Origin of the sequence: Mitsuaria sp. BK041 (genome assembly GCF_014193085.1) — a bacterium.
In the GTDB taxonomy this organism is placed as follows: Bacteria; Pseudomonadota; Gammaproteobacteria; order Burkholderiales; family Burkholderiaceae_C; genus Roseateles.
In genome coordinates, this window is record NZ_JACHYT010000001.1 from 3731328 (window position 1) to 3754962 (window position 23635).

Below are 23635 nucleotides of genomic sequence, written 5' to 3' on the forward strand. Positions count from 1 at the left end.
GATTATCGGCGATCGAGCGCCAGCGACGCCGCCCAGAAGGCCATTCCCCCGAAGGCCAGGGCGACGCCCACCCATCCGGTGGAGGTCCAGCCGTGGCCCGCGGCGATCGCCAGCCCGCCCAGCCAGGGGCCCAGCGCATTGGCCGCGTTGAAGGCGGAATGGTTGAGCGCCGCGGCCAGCGTCTGCGCATCGCCGGCGACATCCATCAGCCGCGTCTGCAGCACCGTGCCCAGCCCGCCGCCGCAACCGATCAGGAAGACCACCGGCAGCAGCGTCCACAGGTTGCCGGCGGCGAAGGGGTACAGGGCCAGCGACGCGGCGCTCCACAGCAGCAGCCCGCCGACGGTGGGCATCAGCGCGCGGTCGGCGGCCCAGGCGGCGCCAAGCGTGCCGGCCGTCATCCCCATGCCGAACACGCTGAGCACCACTGGCAGCAGGCCGGGGCCGGCGCGGGTGACCTCAAGCAGCGTCGAGCCCAGGTAGGTGTAGACGGCGAACATGCCGCCGAAGCCGATCGTCGCGATGCCCAGCGTCAACCAGACCTGGCGGCGGCCGAGCGCGCCGAGCTCGCGCATCGCGCTGGCGCCGGGCTGGACGCGGTCCTTCGGCGCATGCATCGCGACCAGGGCCGCCGTCAGCAGTGCCAGCAGCGTCACCACGCCGAAGCCCCAGCGCCAGCCCGCCCACTGCCCCAGCGCGTTGGCCAGCGGCACGCCGACGATGGTGGCCACGGTGAGGCCGAGCATCATCAGGCTCACCGCCTGGGCGCGGCGCTGCGGCGCCACCATCGACGCCGCGACCAGCGCGCCGACGCCGAAATAGGCGCCATGCGGCAGCCCGCTCAGGAAGCGGAACAGCAGCATCGCGTGATACCCCGGCGCCAGCGCGCTGAGCCCGTTGCCGACGGCGAAGGCCAGCATCAGCAGGATCAGCAGCGCGCGGCGCGGGACCTTGGCGCCGAGCACCGCCAGCAGCGGCGCGCCGACGACCACGCCCAAGGCATAGGCGCTGATCACGTGTCCGGCGGCGGGGATGTCGATGCCCAGGTCGGGCGCGAAGAACGGCACCAGGCTCATCGCCGCGAATTCGGCGGTGCCGATCGCGAAGCCGCCGATCGCCAGCGCGAGCAGCGCCCAGCCGGTATGGGCACTGGGCAGGGGATCGTCGGAAAACTCGGGCGAGGCGATCGGTGAGGCGGCGGACATGTCGGAACGGCTGAAAGAAAACGTTCAGGAAACGTTCAGCATTGCAACATGAATCGATCGCCGGGACGGCGCAGGGGTTCTGGAGAGCGCCCCGAAAGCGGGGAGCGGCCGCATCGCGACCGCTGGAATGGGGAAATCGGGGGGGAATAGCCCGGGCGGGCCAGGGAACCAGGGGAACCCCAAGGGAGGAGACCCAGCACCGCGAGACGACCGGCGCGCGTGGGTGGAGCGGGCGAAGGGAGTCGAACCCTCGTCATTGGCTTGGGAAGCCAAGGTAATAGCCGTTATACGACGCCCGCGGTGGGAGCGGATTATGGCCCAAGCCGGCGAGGCGCCGACCCAGGCTTCACAGCATGTACCCCCCATCGATGGTCAGGCTCGTGCCGGTCATGTAGCCCGACTCGGGCCCCGCGAGGAAGGACACCAGCGCGCCGATTTCGCCCGGCCGGCCCATGCGGCCCATCGGCAGCTTGTCCTTGAGGTAATCGGCGAACGGCGCGGTCATGTCGGTCTCCACGGGCCCCGGCTGGACGTTGTTGATCGTGATGCCTCGCGGCGCCAGGTCCAGCGCCAGGTTCTGGGCCATCGACGCGACCGCCGCCTTGGTCATCGCGTAGACGCTGCTGCCGGGCGTCCCGGTGCGGATCGCCGTGTTGCTCCCGATCGTGATCACGCGCCCGCCCTCGCGCATCTGCGCCACCGCCGCCTGGATCGCGAGGAAGACGCCCCGCACGTTGACGTTCAGCGACAGGTCCAGGTCCTCCAGCGACACCGCGTCGACGGTGCCATGGCGCAAGACGCCGGCATTGACCACGGCCGCGTCCAGCGGCCCCAGGCGCTCGACCGCGCGCTCGACCGCCGCGCGCAGCGCCGCCGGATCAGCGCTGTCGGCCGCGATCGCCAGCCCTCGCCCGCCGGCGGCCTCGATCGCGGCGACCACCGCCTCCGCCGCGTCCGGCCGCGACACATAGGTCAGCGCGACGTCGAAGCCATCGCTGGCCAGCCGCTGCGCGATGCCCGCGCCGATCCCGCGCGAGCCGCCGAAAACCAGCGCCACGCGGCGCGTCCGGGGTGATGTCGTCATCGCTGCTTCCTTCCTTCGATCCTCGGATCGTTTACTGGAACAATCGTTCCACAATCAAGCAAAAAAAACGGACTCACTTCAGAGCCCGCAAGGCAAGTCGCGCCAGGGCGCGCAGTTCGGCTTCGCCCGCGCCGCCGCGCGCGGCCAGCCGCAGCGCCGCGATCTGAGCAAACAGGAAACTCACCGCCTGGCGCGGGTCGAGCGCCGCCGACAGCTCGCCATCGGCCTGCGCCGCGCGGACCCGCTCGAGCAGCGCCGCCTGCAAGGCCTGGCCAGCCGGCGCGCGGACCTCGATCAGTTCGGCGCTGCCTTCGCTGTCGGTGCCGAACTCCTGCACCGAGCTCACGCCCAGGCAGGGCCGGTGGGCCGTCGCCGCGACGCGCTTGAGCATCCGCTCCAGGCCATCGAGTCCGGTCTTGCCGGCCTTGAGTTCGCGCAGGTGCTCGCCGGTCTCGTCGTCGGCATACCGGCGCAGCGCCGCGCAGTACAGCGGCCACTTGCCGCCATAGGTGTTGTAGAGGCTCTGCTTGCCGATGCCCATTGCGGTGGTGAGCATCTCGGCGGACGTGCCCGCGTAGCCATGCTCGCGGAACAGCGCCACCGCGGCGTCCAGCGCGAGCTCGGGATCGAATTGCTTGGGTCGGGCCATGCGGCGGACTGTAGCGATTCTGGAATGGCCGTTCCAGATAAAGGGGATTGGCGGGAAGCGCGACGCGGTCCGCCGCCGCGATTCGCGCCACCTTGCCGCGCCGCTCAGTCCCAGGTGGGCGCGAAGTCCGGATTGGCCAGGCGCTCGCCGCGGTCCAGGGTGGCGATGCGTTCCATGTCGGCATCGTCCAGCCGCAGCGACAAGGCCTGCAGGTTGGCCGCCTGGTTGGCCGGTCGGGTGGAGGACGGAATCACCGCGAAGCCCTGCTGCAGCAGCCAGGACAGGGAGACCTGCGCCGGCGTGGTGCCGTGTTTGGCGGCGATGTCCTGCAGCACCGGGTCGGCCATGACCTTGCCGTAGGCCAGCGGCATGTAGGCCGTCAAGTGCAGGCCCTGCGCCCGCGCGAAATCGGCCACCGCGCGGTTCTGCAGGAAGGGATGGCACTCGACCTGGTTGGTGGCCAGCGCCGCGACGCCGACGAGGTCGATCGCCTCGCGCATCTGCGCGACGGTGAAGTTGGACAGGCCGATCGCGTGGGTCAGGCCCTGGCGCCGCGCGTCGAGCAGCGCTTCCAGCGTCTCCTTCAGCGGCACCGCGCCGCCGGGCGACGGCCAATGGATCAGCGTCAGGTCGACGGCCTCCAGGCGCAGCTTGGCCAGGCTCTCGCGCAGGCTCGGGACCAGGCGGTCACCGGCCAGCGATTCGGTCCAGACCTTGGTCGTGACGAAGAGCTCGGCGCGCGGCACGCCGCTCTCGGCGATCGCCTGGCCGACCTCGGCCTCGTTGCCGTAGATCTGGGCAGTGTCGATGTGGCGGTAGCCGAGCGACAGGCCGCTCTTGACGGCGTCGATGACGGTCTGGTCCTTCAGGCGGAAGGTGCCGAGACCGAGGGCGGGCATGGAGTGGGTGGAGGGGGTCATGGGAACTCCAGAAGGGGGATCGGGGGAGGAATGGGAAAGACCGGCGGCGGGCGGTCGCGTTCAATGTCCGACGACGACCGGGCCGGCGCCCGGCGCGCGTCGCGGCAGCGGGAAGCGGCGATCCAGGCGGCCGGCCAGCACCGTCAGCGCGAAGGCGCCGAGCACCACGATCGCGCCGATCCATGGCGTGTGCAGCAGCCCGAGCCGGTCGACGATCAGGCCACCGCCCCAGGCGCCGCCGGCGATGCCGAGGTTGAACGCGGCGATGTTCAGGCCCGAGGCGACGTCCACCGCCTTCGGCGCATGGGCCTCGGCCTGCTGGACGACGTAGAGCTGCAGGCCCGGCACGTTGCCGAAGGCGAAGGCGCCCCAGGCCAGCACGGTCAGCACCGCGGCGATCGGCGAGTGCGCGGTGACGCTGAGCACGACCAGCACCACGGCCAGGCCGAGGAAGATGCGCTTGAGCGCGCCCACCGGGCCGCGCCGGTCGGCGAGCCTGCCGCCCCAGACATTGCCGAAGGCCACCGACACGCCATACACCAGCAGCACCAGGCTGACACCGTTGGCCGAGATGCCGCTGACCTGCTGCAGGATCGGCGCGAGGTAGGTGAAGGCGATGAACGAACCGCCGTAGCCGACGGCCGTCATCGCATAGACGAGCAGCAGGCGCGGCTGGCGAAGCGGCTCGAGCTGCTGCAGCAGGCGGGCCGGCGCGGGCTGGGCCAGTTGACGCGGCACGAAGACCAGGCTGGCGACGAAGGCGACCAGGCCCAGCGCGGCGACGGCCAGGAAGGTGGCGCGCCAGCCGAAATGCTGGCCGACGAAGGTGCCCAGCGGCACGCCCGTGACCAGTGCGACGGTCAATCCCGAGAACATCGTGGCGATGGCGCTGGCCGCCTTCTCACGGGGCACCAGGCTGGTGGCGATGGTCGAGCCGATCGAGAAGAACACGCCGTGCGCCAGGCCGGTCAGCACGCGCGCGACGACCAGCGCGCCGTAACCGGGCGCCAGCCATGCCAGCAGGTTGCCGGCGGTGAACAGCAGCATCAGCGCCAGCAGCAGCTGCTTGCGCGGCCAGCGGCCCGACAGCGCGGTGAGCACCGGCGCGCCGATGGCCACGCCCAGCGCGTAGAGCGAGACCAGCAGGCCCGCGGAGGGAAGGCTGACGCCGAGGTCGGCGGCCATGGTCGGGATCAGGCCCACGATGACGAATTCCGTGGTCCCGATGGCGAAGGCGCTGACAGTCAGCGCCCAGAGGGCGAGCGGCATGAGGAGGACTCCTGCGGTGAGGGGACGATGGGCGCCAGTGTGCGCATTCATCCATTGCAGAAAAAGCCTCGAACATCAAAATGATTTTTGCATCGGTCGCAAATATGATGCCGTGATCCCCGGGGCGCGGCCGGCCTCGGGCCCGACCTTGGACAGGAGCGCCCGCCCATGAAGAGCACCCTCGACGAACTCGCCGTCCTCGCCGCCATCGTGGATGCCGGCTCGATCAGCGCGGCCGCCGAGCAGCTCGGGCAGGCGGTCTCGGCCGTCAGCCGGGCGCTGAGCCGGCTCGAGCAGAAGCTGGGCACGACGCTGATGCGGCGCTCGACGCGCCGCCTGGAGCTGACCGAGGAGGGCCAGTTCTTCCTGGCCCGCGCCCGCAAGGTGCTGGCCTCGGTCGAGGAGGCGGAGGAGCAGCTCGCCCTGCGCCGCGACAAGCCGGCCGGGCGGCTGCGCATCAATGCCGCCTCGCCCTTCATGCTGCATGTGCTGGTGCCGCTGATTGGCGGCTTTCGCGAACGCTTCCCGCAGATCGAGCTCGAGCTCAACAGCAGCGACCAGATCATCGACCTGCTGGAGCAGCGCACCGATGTCGCGCTGCGCATCGGCACGCTGGCGGATTCCTCGCTGCATGCGCGGCCGCTGGGCAGTTTCCGGCTGCGCGTGCTCGCCAGTCCGGCCTATCTGGCGGCGCACGGCCGGCCCACCAAGGTCGAGCAGTTGAGCGGGCATTGGCTGCTCGGCTTCACCGCGCCGGAGAGCCTCAACACCTGGCCCCTGCGCTGGTCCGGCGGCGAGGGATATCCGATCAGCGCCACGCTCAGCGCGTCCAGTGGCGAGACCCTGCGCCAGCTCGCCCTCGCCGGCCAGGGGCTGGTGACGCTCTCGGACTTCATGACGACGCAGGACCGCGCCGGCGGGACGCTGGTGCAGGTGCTGGCGCCGCACACCGTCGACACCCGCCAACCGGTGCACGCGGTCTATTACCGCAACACGGCGCTGGCCTCCCGCATCAGTTGCTTCCTCGACTACCTGGCCGAACGCATGGCCGTGTTGCAGGGCGCCTGAAGCGCGCGTGGCGGGCCGCCCTCCCCTGGAGAGGCAGTGCCCCACCTCTCCGTGCGATAGCCCTCGCCGACAGACGCAGATGGGCGGAATGGTGCCCGGCCGCCCGCGCCACGAGCATCTCGGCTCCCTCACTACGGAGCCGAGCCATGACGCTCTCCTTCCCCCGTCTCCCTCTCCTCGCGCGGTCGATCCTGCCGCCTTTCCTTGCCACTTCCGCCCTGCTGATCGGCGCGGGTCCGGCCACCGCGGCGGACGGCGCCACGGGCGGCCACGTGCTGAAGCAGTCGGCCTTGCTCGCCGACGAAGCGCGCCTCACCAACGGCCCGCTCATGACGGCGATCAAGCGGGCGATCGCCACGCTGCCCAATGAGCAGGTCGAAGCGATCGTCCCCAATCGCAGCGCGAACCCGGCCAATGTCCGGCGTGTCGAGCGCCTGATGTCCAGCGCCGACTGGGACTATCTTTTCCCGCTGCGCGCGCCCGAGTACACCTATAGCGGCTTCCTGCGCGCGATCGGCAAGTTCCCGGCGGTCTGCGGCGACTACACCGACGACCGGGATGCCGACGCCATCTGCCGCAAGACCCTGGCGACGATGTTCGCCCACTTCGCGCAGGAAACCGGGGCGCACGAGAGCTACCGTCCCGAACCCGAATGGCGCCAGGGCCTGCGCTGGGTGCGCGAGATGGGCTGGACCGAGGACATGCGCGGCGGCTACAACGGCGAGTGCAACCCCGCCACCTGGCAAGGCAAGACCTGGCCCTGCGGCACCTTCGCCAACGGCGACTACAAGAGCTACTTCGGCCGCGGCGCCAAGCAGCTGTCCTACAACTACAACTACGGCCCGTTCTCGCTGGCGATGTTCGGGTCCGTGCGCCCGCTGCTGGACAAGCCGGAACTGGTCGCCGACACCTGGCTGAACCTGGCCAGCGCGGTCTTCTTCTACATGTACCCGCAGCCGCCCAAGCCGCCGATGCTGTTCGTCGTCGACGGCACCTGGCAGCCCAATGCGCGCGACCTGGAGAACGGCCTCAAGCCCGGCTTCGGCGTGACCACGCAGATCATCAACGGCGGCGTCGAATGCGGCGGCTCGGTGGAGGTGGCGCAATCGCTGAACCGGATCAGCTACTACCGCGCGTTCGCCGCCCACTTCAAGGTGGCGGTCCCCGCCGATGAAGTGCTCGGCTGCAAGGGCATGAAGCAGTTCGACGAAGGCGGCGCCGGCGCCACCCCGATCTACTGGGAGCAGGACTATCGCTGGGTTCCCACGAACCCGGAAGGTCGCAGCTACGCCTGCAAGCTGGTCGGCTACCAGACGCCGCACTCGGCGCTGACGGCCGGGGACTACGTGGCCTGCGTCAAGCACCACTTCCCCGACGCCACCATCGTCGATGACCGCGTCCAGACCTGGGGCAGCAACGACCGCAAGGGCACGCTGGACACCGTCTACGAGTACCAGAATCCCTACACCCGCCAGACCGAGTACTTCAGCTTGCAGGGCCTGGGCAGCGACGGCCGCTACTGGTACTTCCCGACCGACAAGACCAACAACCGCTTCTGGGTCTACCTGGGCACGGACAAGAACGAGGCGCTGGCCGCCAACGGCCGGATCGCCGCGCTCCAGTCCTGGGGTGCCAATGATCGCAAGGCGGCGATCGGCGACCGCTTCCGCTACCTGAACCCGCACAAGCCGGGCCTGCCGATGGAGGTCTACGAGCTCCGCGCCACGGGGTCCGACGGCCGCTACTGGTACTTCCCGACGACGTCCAGCGCCAACACGTACTGGACCTATGTCGGCCCCGCGGTGACGAGCGCCGGCTCGCGCTGACCTGCCGGTCCGCGGATCCGTTGATCCGCTGATCGCGGAACGGCGACCGCACCGGCGGCGCGTCGGCAACGACGCGCCGCCGGCCACATCAACGATTGATGTCGCCGATGCACAGGTATTTGGTTTCGACGTACTCGTCGATGCCCTGGTGCCCGCCCTCACGCCCCAGCCCCGACTGCTTGACGCCGCCGAACGGCACCTCCGCCGACGAGATCAGTCCCGTGTTGATGCCCACCATCCCCGATTCCAGCCCCTCCGCCACGCGGTAGATGCGGCCGATGTCACGGCTGAAGAAGTAGCTCGCCAGCCCGAACTCGGTGGCGTTGGCCATCGCGATGCCCTCGGCCTCGGTGGTGAAGCGGAACACCGGCGCCACCGGCCCGAAGGTCTCCTCGCGCGCGCACAGCATCTCGGACGTCGCCTCGGACAGCACCGTCGGCTGGAAGAAGCGGTCGTGCAGCCGTGCGCCGCCCACCAGCACCTTGGCGCCCTTGGCCACGGCGTCGGCGACATGGCGTTCGACCTTCTCGACGGCGGCGTCCTCGATCAACGGTCCCTGCGTCACGCCGGGCTCGAAGCCGTTGCCCACCTTCAGGCCACCCACCTTCTCCGCCAGCTTCGCGACAAAGGCGTCGTAGACCCCGGCCTGCACGTACAGCCGGTTCGCGCAGACGCAGGTCTGACCGGCGTTGCGGTACTTGCTGGCGATCGCGCCCTCGACGGCGCTGTCCAGGTCCGCATCGTCGAAGACCAGGAAGGGCGCGTTGCCGCCCAGCTCCAGCGACAGCTTCTTGATCGTCGGTGCGCACTGCGCCATCAGGATCCGGCCGACCTCGGTGGAGCCGGTGAATGAGAGGTGCCGCACCACCTCGTTCTCGCACAGCACCCGGCCGATGGCGATCGAGTGCTCGCCGTCGCCGGTGACCACGTTCAGCACCCCGGCCGGCATGCCGGCGCGCTGCGCCAGTTCGGCCGCGGCCAGCGCGGTCAACGGCGTCTGCTCGGCCGGCTTGATCACCACCGGGCAACCGGCCGCCAGCGCCGGCGCGACCTTGCGGGTGATCATCGCCAGCGGGAAGTTCCACGGCGTGATGGCGGCGCACACGCCCACCGGCTGCTTGATGACCAGGGTGCGCTTGGACGCGTCGGTGGTCGGCACCACTTCGCCGCGCACGCGCTTGGCCTCTTCGGCGAACCATTCGACGAAGCTCGCGCCGTAGACGATCTCGCCACGCGCCTCGGCCAGCGGCTTGCCCTGCTCGGCCGTCAAGATGCGCGCCAGGTCGTCGGCATGCTGGATCAGCAGGTGGTACCAGCGCATCAGGATGGCCGCGCGCTCCTTGGCCGTCTTCGACCGCCAAGCCGGCCAGGCGGCGTTCGCGGCGGTGATCGCCGCGTCGGCCTCCGACGCTCCGAGGTTGGCCACATGCGTCAGCAGCGCGCCGGTGGCCGGATCATCGACGTCGAAGCGGCTCGCGCCGCCGACCCATTCGCCGTTGATCAGCGCGTCGGTCTTGAGCAGGCTCGGATCCTTGAGCTGTGCCAGCGGGGAGGTCTTGGGGTCCATCGTCGCCATGTCCGTGCTCCGTGTCTCTGTCCGGGGAAGGCCGGCATCCTAGCCGCGCCATCCCGGCCGCCATGTCAACGCCGCGTCAACGGGCTCGGCTCCCTATAATCGAAAGCTTCGCGAAATCAAGCGTTTGGCCCCGTTCTCCGGCAAACCGCGCACCCGCGAAGACACAAACTGATTCATGTCGCAGCGACGTCTGCGCCACACCGCATCGCCAGGCCCATCAAGCAAAGGACAGGCATGAAAGCCGCTGAGATCCGCAACACCTTCCTGAAGTTCTTCGAATCCAAGGGCCACCAGATCGTCGCGTCGAGCCCGGTCGTGCCCGGCGACGACCCGACGCTGCTGTTCACCAACGCGGGCATGAACCAGTTCAAGGACGTGTTCCTGGGCTTCGACAAGCGCGCCTACACCCGTGCCACGACCGCGCAGAAGTGCATCCGCGCCGGCGGCAAGCACAACGACCTGGACAACGTCGGCTACACCGCGCGCCACCACACCTTCTTCGAGATGCTGGGCAACTTCAGCTTCGGCGACTACTTCAAGAAGGATGCGATCGCCTATGCCTGGGAACTGCTGACCCAACACTTCAAGCTGCCGGCCGAGAAGCTGTGGGTCACCGTCTATTCCGAGGACGACGAAGCCTACGAGATCTGGAACAAGGTCGTCGGCGTGCCCGCCGAGCGCATCGTGCGCATCGGCGACAACAAGGGCGGCCGCTACATGTCCGACAACTTCTGGATGATGGGCGACACCGGTCCCTGCGGCCCCTGCACCGAGATCTTCTACGACCACGGCCCCGACGTGGCCGGCGGCCCCCCGGGCTCCGCCGAGGAGGACGGCGACCGTTACATCGAGATCTGGAACAACGTCTTCATGCAGTTCAACCGGACTGAAGACGGCGTGATGCACAAGCTCCCCAAGCCCAGCGTCGACACCGGCATGGGCCTGGAGCGCCTGGCCGCGGTGCTGCAGCATGTGCACTCGAACTACGAGATCGACCTGTTCGTCAACCTGCTGGCCGCGGCCAAGCAGGCCGTCGACGGCGCCGGCGCGGGGGACTGCGACAAGGACTCGCCGTCGCTGAAGGTCATCGCCGACCACATCCGGGCCTGCTCCTTCACCGTCGTCGACGGCGTGATCCCGGGCAACGCCGGCCGCGGCTACGTGCTGCGCCGCATCGCCCGCCGCGCGATCCGCCACGGCTACAAGCTGGGCGCCCGCACCCCGTTCTTCCACAAGCTGGTGGCCGCGCTGGCCAGGGAGATGGGCGACGCCTACCCCGAACTGCGCCGCGACGAGGCCCGCGTCACCGAGGTGCTGAAGCAGGAAGAGGAGCGCTTCTTCAAGACCATCGCCACCGGCATGGAACTGCTGGAATCGGCGCTGGCCGACGGCGCGAAGCAGGTCGACGGCGAGACCGCCTTCAAGCTGCACGACACCTACGGCTTCCCGGTGGACCTGACCGCCGACGTCTGCCGCGAGCGCGGCGTGACCGTCGACGAGGCCGGCTTCAACCGCCTGCTCGAGGAGCAGAAGGACCGCGGCCGCCAGGCCGGCAAGTTCAAGATGGCGCAGGGCCTGGCCTACACCGGCGCGGCCACGACCTTCCACGGCTATGAGCACCTCACGCGCGAGGACGCCAAGGTCGTCGCGCTGTACGTCGACGGCTCCGCGGTGCAGAGCGCCGATGCCGGCGACGACGTCGTCGTCGTGCTGGACCACACCCCCTTCTATGCCGAGAGCGGCGGCCAGGTCGGCGACGCTGGCGAGCTGCGCAACGCGAGCACCCGCCTGGTCGTCGACGACACGCTGAAGATCCAGGCCGACGTGTTCGGTCACCATGCCCAGGTCGTCGAGGGCTCGGTCAAGGTCGGCGACAGCTTCGTCGCCAAGGTCGATACCGAACGCCGTGCCCGCACGGTCCGCAACCACAGCGCGACCCACCTGATGCACAAGGCGCTGCGCGAGGTGCTGGGCGCGCACGTCCAGCAGAAGGGCTCGCTGGTCAATGCCGAGCGCACCCGCTTCGACTTCGCCCACACCGCGCCGATGACGGCCGAGGAAATCCGCAAGGTCGAGGCCATCGTCAATGCCGAGATCCTGGCCAACGCCGACACCGACGCCAGCGTCATGGCCCTGGACGACGCGCAGAAGAGCGGCGCGATGATGCTGTTCGGCGAGAAGTACGGCGAGACCGTGCGCGTGCTGAGCATCGGTTCGTCGAAGGAACTGTGCGGCGGCACCCACGTGCATCGCACCGGTGACATCGGCCTGTTCAAGATCGTCGCGGAGAGCGGCGTCGCTGCCGGCATCCGTCGCGTCGAGGCGGTGACCGGCGACAACGCGCTGCACTACCTGCAATCGCTGGAGTCGACGGTGCAGGCCGTGGCCGGCACGCTCAAGGCCGCACCGGCCGAACTCGAGCCACGCGTGCATGCCGTGCTGGAGCAGGTCCGCGCGCTGGAGAAGGAACTGGCCGCCGCCAAGAGCAAGCTGGCCTCCGCGCAGGGCGACGAGCTGCTGTCGCAGGCCGTCGACGTCAAGGGCCTGAAGGTGCTGGCGGCCACGCTGGTCGGCGCCGACGCCAAGACGCTGCGCGAGACCATGGACAAGCTCAAGGACAAGCTCAAGACCGCCGCGATCGTGCTGGCCGCCGTCGATGGCGACAAGGTGCAGCTGGCGGCCGGCGTGACGGCCGATTCGATCGGCAAGGTCAAGGCCGGCGAGCTGGTGAACTTCGTCGCCCAGCAGGTCGGCGGCAAGGGCGGCGGCAAGCCGGACCTGGCCATGGCCGGTGGCACCGATGCCAAGGGTCTGCCCGCCGCGCTGGCCAGCGTGCAGGCCTGGGTCGGCGAACGCGTCTGACACACAAGCGGCGCAGACTCCGGGTGGCGGCGGTCATCGAACCGCCCGGCCCGGCGCGCTGACGAACCCTCTTCTTCAAGGGCCCCGGTCGGGCCCTTGTCGTTTCATGCAACTGGAGTAGCAATGACTGACACCCCGATGGCCGACGAGTTCGGCGACTCGATTGACGTCGAGAACGCGCAGCGCCTCGGCGAGCTGCTGGCCGTGCTGGCCGGCCAGGCTGATCCGGATGCCCCGGCGATCACGCTGGACACGCTGGATGGCTACCTGACCGCGCTGCGCGTCGGCCCTTCGGACGCCGCGCCGATCCAGGCGATGGACGCGCTGTTCGGCGAGGACTGGCCCGCCGGCCTGGACGAGGAGGACCTGACCGACGCGTTCATGGAAGCGCTGCACGTGCGTTGGAACGAGATCGGCGACAGCCTCGAGCCGCAGCCGCTGCTGGAGGCGCCGGAGCAGATGCACCTGACGCCGCTGATTTCCGAATTCGATGAGGAAACCAAGGCCGAGTTGGTCGCGCAAGGCGCGATCACCGCCGAACTGCTGGAGCGCATGCCCGCGCCCGGCGCGATGTGGGCCCAGGGCTTCCTGCAGGCGGTCGAGGACACGCACGCCTGGACGCTGCCCGACGGCGACGGCGCCGACGACCTGCGGCTGATGCTGGAGGCGGTCGAGGCGGTGACGCTGGCGGCGGACTCGACGCCGCGCGCCGCCTACATCGAGAAGGCCTATGAAGAACCGGACGGCATCGACCAGAACGCGCTGATCGACGACATGCTCTTCACCGTGCAGGACCTGCGCCTGTTCTGGATGCAGCAACGGGTGCTGAAGGATGCGATCTCCGGCCTGGCGGGCGACGACTCGACGCACTGAGCCTCACACGGACATCACACCGACCACCGAACGCCGGCCTCGCGCCGGCGTTGTTCATGGTGCCGGCGGAGGGGCCTCGACGGCCTGGTTCGACCTCGGCCTGCCCGCGCGGTTCGTCCTTCCCAGGGCCCGGCGCGCCTTCAGCGTCAGAGCCGGCCCTTGCAATTCGGCGCGCCGCAGCGGCAACGCAATCGCCCCTCGTGATGGCTCTCGCCGTAATCGGCGCAGATCTCCTCGCCGGGCGCGATGTCGCGGATCGCGTAGAACTCGGCCCGTCCCTGCCGGATGCGCAGCACCGCGTTGGGCGCACAGCTGTGATTGACGTGGCGCAGCGCGCAGTCGGACTTCGTTGCGTCGATCGCCGTCTTGTCGGTCACCTCGACGACGTGGATGCGGCGTCGACCCTCGATGCGCCGGCGGGCCTCGCGCACCGGCACGATTTCGCCGCGCATCTCGCCGATCTTGAGTCGCGCCGGGATCGGCTCGGCGGCGAACACGCCCAGGCCATCGATCGGGCTCTTGTCCACGGTGAGCGCAAAGCGCTCGGCCGGCTGCGGCTCGCCCTTGCGACGCGCCGGTGCCTCGGTGGCAACGGCAGCGGCGGGGACGGGAGCGACGGAACTCAGTCGAGGCATGAAGACGAGGCGCGGTCCTGGCCGCGGAGAATCGGGAAAGGCGCATTGTCGCGCCGTTGCCACTCGCCGCCGGGCGCCGCCGGAAGTTCGCGGTTGACGGCCGCGACGCACGTCCAAGATACTGGCCCGCATGTCCCTCGCGAACCGCACCGTCTTCGTCGTCCAGCCGTGCTGCATGTGCCTGATGCATGCGCACCTGTGCGCACGCCAGCCGGGGCAGCGTCGATCGCGGTAGACCCTCCCCACGGATCCGGACCTCGACGTCCACCCCCAGGATCCCCGACTCCCCCCGACAAGGCCCGCGTTACCCGCGGGCCTTGTCGCTTTCCGCCCTCGGTCCTTCACCCCACCAGGAGACCCCGATGCAGATCCCGCCCCCTTCCCCCCGCGACCTCAGGATCGCCGACGGCCTGACGCTGAGGCGCCCGCGCGTCGAGGACGCTCGCGCCCATGCCGAGCTGATGGGCCATGCCGGCGTGCAACCCTGGTTGCTGCAGACGCCTTACCCCTCGGAACTGCAGTGGCAGGAGCGATTCGGCAAGGCGCCCGACACCAGCAGCGGCGAACTGGTGCTGCTGGCCTTCGATGGCGACCGCCTGGTGGGGTCCGCCGGCTTGCATCCGGTCGGTCCGCAGGCCCGCCGTCGTCACGCGATGATGCTCGGCATCGGCGTGCATCCGGAAGCGCACGGCCTCGGCGTCGGCTCGGCGCTGATGGACGCGCTGGTGCGTCACGCGGACGACTGGCTGGGCTTGCAACGCATCGAGTTGACCGTCTTCGTCGACAACCTGCGGGCGATCCGGTTGTACGAGCGCTTCGGCTTCGAGCACGAGGGGCGTCTACGCGGTTTCGCGCTTCGCGAGGGTCGCTACGTCGATGCGTTCACGATGGCGCGCCTGCATCCGCGGCCGCCGGTGATCGAACGCTCGCCGGAGTGAAGTCAGGCGCGGCGCCATGCGGCGCCGCTTGCCCGGGGCCGGCTCCGGGCGCGCTCCCCGTGTGATCAGTCCATCGAGACGAGCGCGCCTTCGGCGCTGCGCCGCTGGGTTTGCGCATGCAAGTCACCGTCGGAGGCGCGGCCTTGCGGTTGGGAGGAGCTGTCGGTGCTGCGGTCGGGAACCGCAGGCTGGGGGGCTGGCGGACGGCTGGGCTGCCGCTTGCCGGTGATCAGCAGGCGAGCCAGCTTGACGACCTCGCTGGCCTGCGCCGGGGCGGCGGGCAGGAGCAAGGCAACGCCCAGCAGGGCGGCCCCCAGCAGGGCCAGAGGATGCCGGTGGGCGGTCTGCGCTTGTCGTTGTCGGCTCTGCATGGTCTCCCCGTGCGAATCTGGATCTTGGCGTCGATGGTGGAGTATCGAAAGTCAGCCCCCTCGCCGCCAGAGGCTGGCGACGAATTGCGCCCTGGAGCGGCTGACTTGCGGTCAGGCGGGATGGGTTCACCCCGGCGAGGAGGCGCCGGCCCCGGCCTGCGGCGCCCCGCGGCGCGTGGGTGCTCGCAGCCCCGCACCGCGCACCTCGAACCGGACCTGCTGCAGCACATGCCCGCGGTTGTCCAGCAGCGCGAGTTCATGACGTCCCGGCATCGGCAGCCAGTCCAGCGTTGCCCCTTGGCCGATGACGCGACCATCGAGGCGCCATCTGGCCGTCGCGCCGCGTTCGAGCCGCCCGTCATGGGTGAAACGAAGTCGCTGCGCCGCTGGCGGGATGTCCGGATCCAGGGCGTAGATTGCTCCGTCGGCGGGATTGCTGAGCGCGACGGCCGTGCCGGCGGGCTGGATCACCGCCTGTTCGGTCCCGGCGATGAACCACTCCCGTCGCGGCGGCTCCTGCGCGCTGTCGAATCGCGTCTGCCGAGCGACCACCCCGCGGGGGGGATCGACCGACTCGGGCAACCGTCCCGCGTGCAAGGCCAGCATCACCTCGCGCCAGACCGGCGCCGCGCCGCTCACACCGGAAACCTCCTGCATCGCCTCCCCGCTGGAGTTGCCGACCCACACGCCCACGGTGTAGCGGCTGGTCCAGCCGACGCACCAGTTGTCCCGCATGTCCTTGCTGGTACCCGTCTTGACCGACGCCGGGAACGGCAAGGCCAGCGCGCTGGACAGGCCGAAGGTGAGCGCCCGCGCGTTGTTGTCCGCCAGCACGTCGCCGACGATGAAGCTGGCCTTGGGGTCCGCGACCTGACGGGACGACGCGCGCTTGGCGCCCGCCGCCCGCTGCCCGCCCGGCAGCGCCGCGTCGGCATACCTGCCGCCGTTGGCCAGAGCTCTGTAGGCGTTGGTCAGCCCCAGCAAGGTGACGTCCGCGCTGCCCAAGGCCAGCGAGGGACCGTAAAAGCCGCCCGTCTCGGGCAAGCGCAGCCCGAGGGCGTTGAGACGTTCGAAAACCGCCTCCGGCGTGAGCATCAGCGACAGCCGCACCGCCGGGACGTTGAGGCTGCTGCCCAGCGAAGCCCGCGCGCTGACCCAGCCGCGGTACTGCTTGTCGTAGTTCTGCGGCAGATAGAGTCCAGCCGCCGTCGGGATCTGGGCCGGTGAGTCGTCCAGCAGGCTCGCCGCAGTGATCAGGCGGCGCTCGATCGCCAGTTCATAGAGGAAGGGCTTGAGCGTCGAGCCGGGCTGCCGCCGGGCCAGCACATGATCCACCTGCGCCGACTCCGACAACTGGCTGCCGCTGGAGCCGACCCAGACCCGGACTTCGCCGCTGGCGTTGTCGAGCACGAGGACCGCGCCATCCTCGACCTGCCGACCGGACAGTTCCGCCAGATGCCGCCGCAGCGACTGGACGGCGACCCGCTGCCAGGTGGCGTCCAGCGTGCTGCGCTGCGCCGCGGGTCCGCCCGGCTGGAGCGCGAGACGGGCGAAATGCGGCGCCCACTGCGGTGCGTCGGCCACCGTCAGCACTTTGCGACGCAGGACCGCCCCCACTTCGTCCACGAGGCCATCGCAACTCTGGCGCATCGCCCGCAGCACGCCGCAAGCCCGTGCGCTGATCGTCTCCACCGGCGAGTTCGGCCCGCGCAGCATCGCGGCGAGCATCGCTGACTCCCGGGCGTCGAGTCCGCTCGCCCGCTTGCCGAAAAGCGCCTGCGCGGCGGCCGGCACCCCGACCAGTTCGCCGCGCAAGGGCACGCGGTTCAGATAGGCCTCGAGGATCTGCGCCTTGGTCCACTGGGTCTCCAGGCGACTGGCCACCCACGCCTGCCCCAGCTTCTGCCGGAAACTGCGCCCCCCCCGGTGCGCCAGGTCCTCGTCGAGCAGACCCGCGAGTTGCATCGTCACCGTCGAGGCCCCACGCGTACGCGTGTTCCATAGGTTCGCCCAGGCGCTGGAGGCGACTGCCGACCAGTCGACCCCGCTGTGCTCGTAAAAGCGCTGATCCTCGGACAACAGCATGGCCCGCAACAGCGACGGCGACATGTGCTCGACCGGCACCCAGGCGAGGACGCGGCGTTTCGGATCCAAGCGGACCGTCTGCAGGACCTCGCCGCGTCGGTCCAGCAACTGGAAGTCCGACACCGGATGCGAGGCGCGCGTCTGCGCAAAAGTGGGCAGCGTCTGGGCACAGGCGCCCCCCAACAGCCCCACCAAGCCGGCGACAAACACGGCGCCACGCTTCGCCGCTTGTGCGAAGCGGGCGCGCGAGCAGTCGCCGGCCCCGTTCAAGGCGCCACCTCCAAGGTGGCGTTCGGCAATTCGCCGAACCGGTCGGGCGAGTACATCGCTTCGGCGCGTGTGGTCGGCATTTGGAAGCGCCCGGCGTTGTTCAGACGCACCGTGTAGGTCAGCACATGTCGACCGCGCGGCAGATAGCCGAAGTAGGCTCGCCAGGCGGTGAAGCTGCGCTCGATGAAATCGGGCCAGGCCTCACCCTCGGCGCGTTCTCCCTGGCTGTCGATCGAGCCCTCGACAACGGCAGCGCCGGTCGGCAACGGATCGCTCAGCACCACCCAGGACATGTCGGCCGCCGCCTCGACCTCGAGCCGCACTCGCATCACGTCGCCACGCGACCAACGCGGCGCCGCCTTCTGAGACACCGCCGTGACGGTCCGCTTCACGGTGTATCCCGAGTTCAGCGGAGCCTTCAACGGAACGGCCGACAAGGCCTGGATCGTGGCCCAGGGCTTGCCTTCGCCCGACTGCTGGACCGACAAGGTGGCCTCGCCCGAAGCGGGCCAGGGCAGACGCAGTTCGCCGCCACCGGGCTTGCCTGTCCAGTCCAGCGTCGCGGAAGCGGTGGCGAGCTTGGCCTCGGTTCGACCCTTGATCGCCTGCGATTCGAAGCGAGCGGAGAATTTCTCCAATGCGAGGGCGCCCCAGAGGTTCGCGGTCGTATTGAACCAGGCCCCTCGTTCCTGACGAGCGAGCGTGCCCACGACCAGCCTCGGCAGGTCCTCCTTCCATGCCGGGTCGTCGACCAGCGCAAGGATCGCGCGCGCCGCCGTGGCGTCACCGCTGCCCATCAGCCACCAGGCGTCGCCCTCTTCGTTGACGAAACGCAGCGTGGTTCCCGCGAAGCCCAAGCGGCTTCGCAACTGGTTCTGCGCCGCGGCGATCTGGGCAGCGCGGTCCGGCGCCGAGGCCATCCGCTGATGCAGCACCAACCAATCGATGACGGCGCTGGTGGGCCAGTTCGGCAGGTTGCGGCCGTCCACCGTCCCCAGCTGACGCACCGTCGCCTTGTCGTGGCGCGCCAGCGCGGCCAGGGCGGCAATGCGCCGCGGCTCCTCGTCGGGCCGAGGCGACCAATGCCGACGCTCGATGCGCCCCTCCACGAAAGCGGCCAGGCCGTCGAGGGCCTTGGTGAGCTGGGTCGTAGGCAGGGCGCGTCCCGACTCCTGCGCGGCGGACAGCAGATGGGCCGTCAGGACGTCGCTCCCCTGGGTGAGATGGCGCGACAGCGGAAAGTAGGAGAAGAGCCCATCGCTGTCCTGGTAGCTGGACAGCTGTCCCATCAGCCCAGCCCATGCCGCGTCGTCGTGCAAGGCGATGAATCGCGAACTCTGCTGCTCAAGGCAGGTGAACGGGTATTGTTCGAAGTAGCGCCTGACGCCGGGCAGCGCGCTCGACAGCCGAGGCTGGAGCCCGATCTGCAGTCCGCCACGTTTGACGCCCTGCGCTGGCAAGGCGTCTACCGGAGCGGCGACGGGAAGGCTGAGCGGCCCATCGAGTTGACGCAGTGTCGCCTGGAGCACCCGCAAAGGCACCGCCGTCTGGACGGCTTGCGTCGTCCGCATGGCGTCCTTGGCTCGCGTGCCGCCCTGTTCCTCGGCTTGCGCTTCCCAGACGATGCGCTGCGCGCCTTCGGGGATCACGATGTCCCAACCCACTTCCTGCGCAGCACCCGCCGCCAACTTCACGAGGCGTGCTTCCGTCGGCACCGGTTGCTCCCCGGCCTCCAGGCTGGCCTGACCCTTGAGACTCACGCGCAAGTCCATCGCGCGCTGCGTCGCGTTGCGCACCGTGACCATGGCCTGGACGCGATCGCCTTCGCGCACGAGCGGCGGCAGGCCGGAGAGCAACTGGAGGTCCTGGCTCACATTGATGCTGCCCTCCCCCGTGCCGAAGCGCTGCCCGGGCGCGTCCGCGACGGCAACCAGCCGAAAGCGCGTCAGCGAGTCGTTCAGCGTCACCTGCACGAGGGCCTCGCCCTGCGCGTTCAGCTTGACCACCGGCTGCCAGGCCAACAGCGTGTCGAAGAGTTCCCGCGTGGCGAAGCCGCCGCCGCCACCGGCCGCCACCGCTTTCCGCCCGTAATGGCGCCGACCGATGATCTCGCTGTGCGCGGTCGCTGTCGTCACTCCCCAGGCGCGGCTCTGGATCATGCCTTCCAGCAGCTTCCAGCTCGGGTTCGGTGCCAAGGCCAGCAGGCCTTCGTCGACTGCGGCGAAAGCGATCTGCGCGTCGGGGACCGGCTTGCCATCCTGCGTGACCCGAAGCTTCACCTGCGCACTCTGGCGAACCCCGTACTGGGGTTGCTGAGGCACCACCTCGACCTGCAGGCGATGCCTGGCCTGCCCGATCTCGATCGCCGCCATGCCGAACTTGAAGGAGGGTTTGGACAGGTCGACCATGGCCGTGGGCGGCTGGTAATCGCCGGAGGCCCGCCACTCACGCCACCAGTTGACCGGCTCGCGCCATCCCCAGGAGAAGAACGAATACCAGGGCACGTCACGCAAACGCCCCCGAAGGATCATCACGCCGACGTAGGCGTTCGGCGTCCAATTGCGGTCGATCTTCAAATCCAGCCAGGGATCACGCCCCGAGAGCCGCCGTACCTCGCTGTGGAGCACTCCTTCGCGTTCGACCGTGATCAGCGCGGTCGCCTCCCGGTAAGGCATGCGCACCTGGAAGCGGGCCGTCTCGCCCGGTTCATAGCGACGGCGTTCCGGGATCACGTCGATGCGGTCGTCGTTGTCCTGGGCGAACCACAATTCGCCGGCTCGCGTCACCCACAACGAGCGAGCGGCGCGCGCCGTGCGGCCACCCTCGTCCGTCGCCGAACCGAGCAGTTCGACCTGCCCACCTTGGTTCAGCTTAATTTCGCAGCGCATCAGTCCCATGGCGTCGGTCTTGCCGCTGCAGAGCTCTCCCAGGTCCTTCAGCTGGCGCTGATGCTCGTAGGCGTAGAAGCCCCCCACCAGGCGCTTGCGCGTGCTCAGCGTCTGGATCTGACGCGCGCCCACGCTGATCTTCTGATTGGCGAGCGGCTTGCCGTTCGTGTCCAGCGCCACCGCCTGAATCTGTAAGGGCTGCCCGTTGGCGATCCAGCTCGGTGCGCGCAGGCCCACGACCACGTTCGCCGGCCACACGACCTGCGAAGCCGCGCGCGTGTGCGTCTGGCCATCGGGATCCCGGTAGCTCAGCTCCACGCGCAGCTCGGATGGCCGGTCCACGGTGCCCTTCAGCGGCACCTTGAACTGGATCCCGCCTTTCGCGTCGGTCTGCAAGGCGAGCTTGTCGAGCAGCAACCGGCTCGCGCCGGCCGGACCGCCTGGAGCTTCGTCATCACCCGGGTCGCTTTCGCTCCCGCTGTCCGGCCCCTGCGCGGAGGGAGGATCGAACACGAAGTCCTCGAATCCTGGAAACTGGGCCCACCGAGCCTGCAACAGCGCACTCACCTCGGTCGCCGCCTTGGCCATCGGACCACCGGCCATGAAGTTCAATTGCGCCGCCCAGGATTGTTCCTGCGCACCGGGGGCAGGAGACTTCGGTGGAATCAGTCGCGCATCGACCAGCGGCACGCGGAACTCTTCCACCTTCACGCCGCCGCTGTCCCAACTCCGCGGTCCCGACGTTTCGCCGCTGCGCTCCATCACGAAGCGATAGCGTCCCAGCTTCGCGTCCGCGGGGACCTTCCAGGAACTCACGGCGTAGCGTGCCCCCTCCCAGCGCAGGTCCAGCGAGGCGACATCTTCGCCCGTCCCTTCGAACTGGATCCTCAGCCTGTTTGGCAGTTGATCCGCAGAAGGGTCGGAGAGCCCCTGGACCGTCTCCAGACGGAAGAAATGCTTCATGGAGACCGTCTCACCGGCCCGCAGGAGAGGCCGATCGGTCACCGTGTGCGCCCGTGCGGCGCGTTCAGAGCCCCAGGCGACGGGCACGTTGAAACGCCACGGCTCGATGCCACGACTCCAGCCGCTGAACATGAAGGCCATGTCCTGAGCTTTGCCAGGCCGGTCAAGCCGCGCCGTGATGAAGAGCCCCGACTCGGCAATGCACTCGCCACGCCCTCGATCTGCATCGAGGTTGGGGCGATCGATGCTCGCAAGTCCTCGCGCGTCGGTCCGCCCCGTCCACAGGGACTTGCCCCGACAGTCATACACCGACACCTGCGCCGATTCGACCGGGCGACCGCCATCGAGCGAGGTCACCCACACGAGGCTGTCGTCTTTTCCCAGCTTGAAGTGCAGGCCGAGATTGGTGACCAGGGTTCCGGTCCGGACGAACATCGGCTGGACGGGGTCGAGCAGCGATTGTCCGAGCTTCGGCGACTTCAGCTCGAGCACGTGATAGCCCGGTTGCGACAGCGGAATGCCGATCACGTCGATCGCCTTGTCCGGATTCGGCGGCGGTACTGTCATCGACTGCAGATCCGCCGCGCCCTTCAACCATTCGGACTTGCGGTCTTCCCATTCGTTTTGCTTGTGGAGCCGACCGTACCAACGAAGGATGTCGACGTCGTCGCTGATGCGCTTGATGCGCAGATGCCCACCAGAGCGCGGCTGCAGATCCGTTTGCACGTGCCGCATGCTCAAGGGCACGAGGCTGGGGCCCTTGGATTCCCACTCGACGATGCCAAAAGGTGCCGCGGCGAACTTGGCCAAGGGAGGCGCCGCGGCGGTCCGGATCTTCATTGGAAAGCTTGCAGCATTCGAGAGCGCTCGGCCACTCTCGTCCTTGACTCCAGGAGGGAGCTCCAACACATAGTCCTGCTGTTCGGCCAGCGGTGCAGGAAAGCGCAGCGAGGACAACGCGGTCGGCGAATCCTGATCCTGGTCTGCCGGCAGAATCGGCGACAGGCTGACGCCGTTGGGGCCCTTCAGCCTCACCTTGAGCGCTTGCTCTCTGACGATCGGCTCAGAGAAGGACACCGACAGGGGACGCACCGGTAGGCACGGCGCATTCGCGCGCTCACGTTCACAAGAGAAGTCCGCCGTCAAAGGAGGACGCACGGAGAAGTGAAACCGGCGCTCCCCACGTGTACGCACCGCCGCGTTGGACGCGCCCGTAATCCCAGGCCCCCAAACGACACTGGCATCCGCGCCTGCTGGCAGCGGGCGTTTGCACGCAACGAGAATCCAAGTTTCGCTATCGGTATGCCGCTGCCCGACGGCTCGAAGTGCTGCATCGCGCTCCGCATTTGGCCGCAGCTCCACGGGAATGCGCTCACCAAGTGACTTCGATTCGCACCACATGTTGGGCGCGACCGTGTCCAAGCGCGGTGTTCCGGACAGTTGAAGCAGGAAACGCTGATCCTCCTCGATGCGCCCGCCTTCCCATGGCCTCACCTGCCGCACGGTTGGCGCACTCAGCTGAAACATGAACCGTTGAGCGCCGGACCAGCCCGGTGTCGCACCGCGCGCGGTGGGACGGAAATCGGCGCGCGCGGTGACAACGCACTTCGCGCCGGCGGGCAATGGACGGGAGAAGTCGAAGATCCACTCGCGCTCGTTAGTCCATCGACCTGTGCCTGCGACGTCGATGCCGTCGCACCGCAGCTCGACAGGGCTAGGCAACCGGGGATCTCCGATACGTGCGACCTCAGCCTTGAAACGAACGACAACGTTCTGAACCGTAGCGATTTCTCCTTGAGGAGAAACGGACGCAATTTCGGCTGCGTTACAGGACCTGCCGATCGAAAAAAATGCCAGTAGCGCCAGCTGCAAAAAGCTCGCTGTCTTTCGTGCTCGATACACACTCGCTCCTCGGAATCCCGGACGAGCAAGCAGTCTATTTCGCGCAAGACTGAAAACACAGCCCCACAAAAGGGGCCATCGCATCCCCCGAAAGTCGGCTGCGTGTTCAGCGCATCATTGACGATCGGAGAGATGCGGGAGAGCGGCATCCCAAATGCAAAACCCCTCGACTGTTTCCAATCGAGGGGTTTGCCGGATATTAGCCTGACGATGACCTACTTTCACACGGGAATCCGCACTATCATCGGCGC

At 68.9% G+C, this 23635-nt stretch carries 15 protein-coding genes and 1 tRNA gene; 5 read left to right on the plus strand and 11 right to left on the minus strand.

The genetic code is table 11. The annotated features are described in order from the left end of the window. Positions 1–2 precede the first annotated feature (2 nt). The 6 genes from FHT38_RS15800 to FHT38_RS15825 all read right to left on the minus strand — a co-directional run bounded on the left by FHT38_RS15800 (position 3) and on the right by FHT38_RS15825 (position 5127). Complete coding sequence (locus FHT38_RS15800; RefSeq protein ID WP_183492330.1) at positions 3–1205, minus strand: MFS transporter; 1203 nt, start codon at positions 1203–1205, stop codon at positions 3–5. Between the two features lie 224 nt (positions 1206–1429). After that, positions 1430–1504: transfer RNA gene (locus tag FHT38_RS15805), tRNA-Gly, on the minus strand. A 47-nt stretch (positions 1505–1551) separates the two neighbouring features. Further along, positions 1552–2289: an SDR family NAD(P)-dependent oxidoreductase gene (locus FHT38_RS15810; protein ID WP_183492331.1), complete on the minus strand. Its 738-nt coding sequence runs from the start codon at positions 2287–2289 to the stop codon at positions 1552–1554. 73 nt (positions 2290–2362) lie between these two features. Further along, positions 2363–2938: a TetR/AcrR family transcriptional regulator gene (locus tag FHT38_RS15815; RefSeq protein WP_091734146.1), complete on the minus strand. Its 576-nt coding sequence runs from the start codon at positions 2936–2938 to the stop codon at positions 2363–2365. Positions 2939–3042: 104 nt separating this feature from the next. Continuing rightward, positions 3043–3858, minus strand: coding sequence for a 2,5-didehydrogluconate reductase DkgB (gene dkgB / locus FHT38_RS15820; protein ID WP_183492332.1), 816 nt, complete (start codon positions 3856–3858; stop codon positions 3043–3045). Between the two features lie 60 nt (positions 3859–3918). After that, positions 3919–5127, minus strand: a complete 1209-nt coding sequence (locus FHT38_RS15825; RefSeq protein WP_183492333.1) for an MFS transporter — start codon at positions 5125–5127, stop codon at positions 3919–3921. Positions 5128–5295: 168 nt separating this feature from the next. Between FHT38_RS15825 and FHT38_RS15830 the strand changes: the two genes are divergently transcribed. After that, entirely contained in the window at positions 5296–6195 is a 900-nt protein-coding gene (locus tag FHT38_RS15830; RefSeq protein ID WP_183492334.1) for a LysR substrate-binding domain-containing protein, read from the plus strand. Between the two features lie 146 nt (positions 6196–6341). Further along, positions 6342–8021, plus strand: coding sequence for a chitinase (locus FHT38_RS15835; RefSeq protein ID WP_183492335.1), 1680 nt, complete (start codon positions 6342–6344; stop codon positions 8019–8021). 88 nt (positions 8022–8109) lie between these two features. Here the strand turns inward: FHT38_RS15835 and FHT38_RS15840 are convergent, their stop codons facing one another. Beyond that, positions 8110–9588, minus strand: a complete 1479-nt coding sequence (locus FHT38_RS15840) for an NAD-dependent succinate-semialdehyde dehydrogenase (RefSeq protein ID WP_183492522.1) — start codon at positions 9586–9588, stop codon at positions 8110–8112. Positions 9589–9831: 243 nt separating this feature from the next. Between FHT38_RS15840 and alaS the strand changes: the two genes are divergently transcribed. Then, positions 9832–12459, plus strand: a complete 2628-nt coding sequence (gene alaS / locus FHT38_RS15845; protein WP_183492336.1) for an alanine--tRNA ligase — start codon at positions 9832–9834, stop codon at positions 12457–12459. Positions 12460–12582: 123 nt separating this feature from the next. Further along, positions 12583–13332 carry a UPF0149 family protein gene (locus FHT38_RS15850; protein WP_091734157.1) on the plus strand — a complete coding sequence of 250 codons (750 nt, stop codon included), beginning with the start codon at positions 12583–12585 and terminating at the stop codon, positions 13330–13332. 146 nt (positions 13333–13478) lie between these two features. Here the strand turns inward: FHT38_RS15850 and FHT38_RS15855 are convergent, their stop codons facing one another. Beyond that, positions 13479–14144: an SET domain-containing protein gene (locus FHT38_RS15855; protein WP_254783604.1), complete on the minus strand. Its 666-nt coding sequence runs from the start codon at positions 14142–14144 to the stop codon at positions 13479–13481. Between the two features lie 185 nt (positions 14145–14329). On the opposite strand from FHT38_RS15855, the gene FHT38_RS15860 reads away from it, so the two are divergent. Then, entirely contained in the window at positions 14330–14905 is a 576-nt protein-coding gene (locus FHT38_RS15860) for a GNAT family N-acetyltransferase (protein ID WP_183492337.1), read from the plus strand. A gap of 65 nt (positions 14906–14970) precedes the next feature. On the opposite strand, the gene FHT38_RS15865 is transcribed toward FHT38_RS15860, so the two are convergent. The 3 genes from FHT38_RS15865 to FHT38_RS15875 form a co-directional block, all read right to left on the minus strand. After that, entirely contained in the window at positions 14971–15276 is a 306-nt protein-coding gene (locus FHT38_RS15865; protein ID WP_091734163.1) for a hypothetical protein, read from the minus strand. A gap of 126 nt (positions 15277–15402) precedes the next feature. After that, positions 15403–17631, minus strand: a complete 2229-nt coding sequence (gene pbpC / locus FHT38_RS15870) for a penicillin-binding protein 1C (protein WP_255488708.1) — start codon at positions 17629–17631, stop codon at positions 15403–15405. Continuing rightward, the gene (locus FHT38_RS15875) at positions 17628–23204 is read right to left on the minus strand and encodes an alpha-2-macroglobulin (protein ID WP_183492338.1); all 5577 of its coding nucleotides are present in this window, start codon (positions 23202–23204) and stop codon (positions 17628–17630) included. Before FHT38_RS15875 ends, pbpC begins: the two co-directional genes overlap by 4 nt. Positions 23205–23635: the final 431 nt, after the last annotated feature.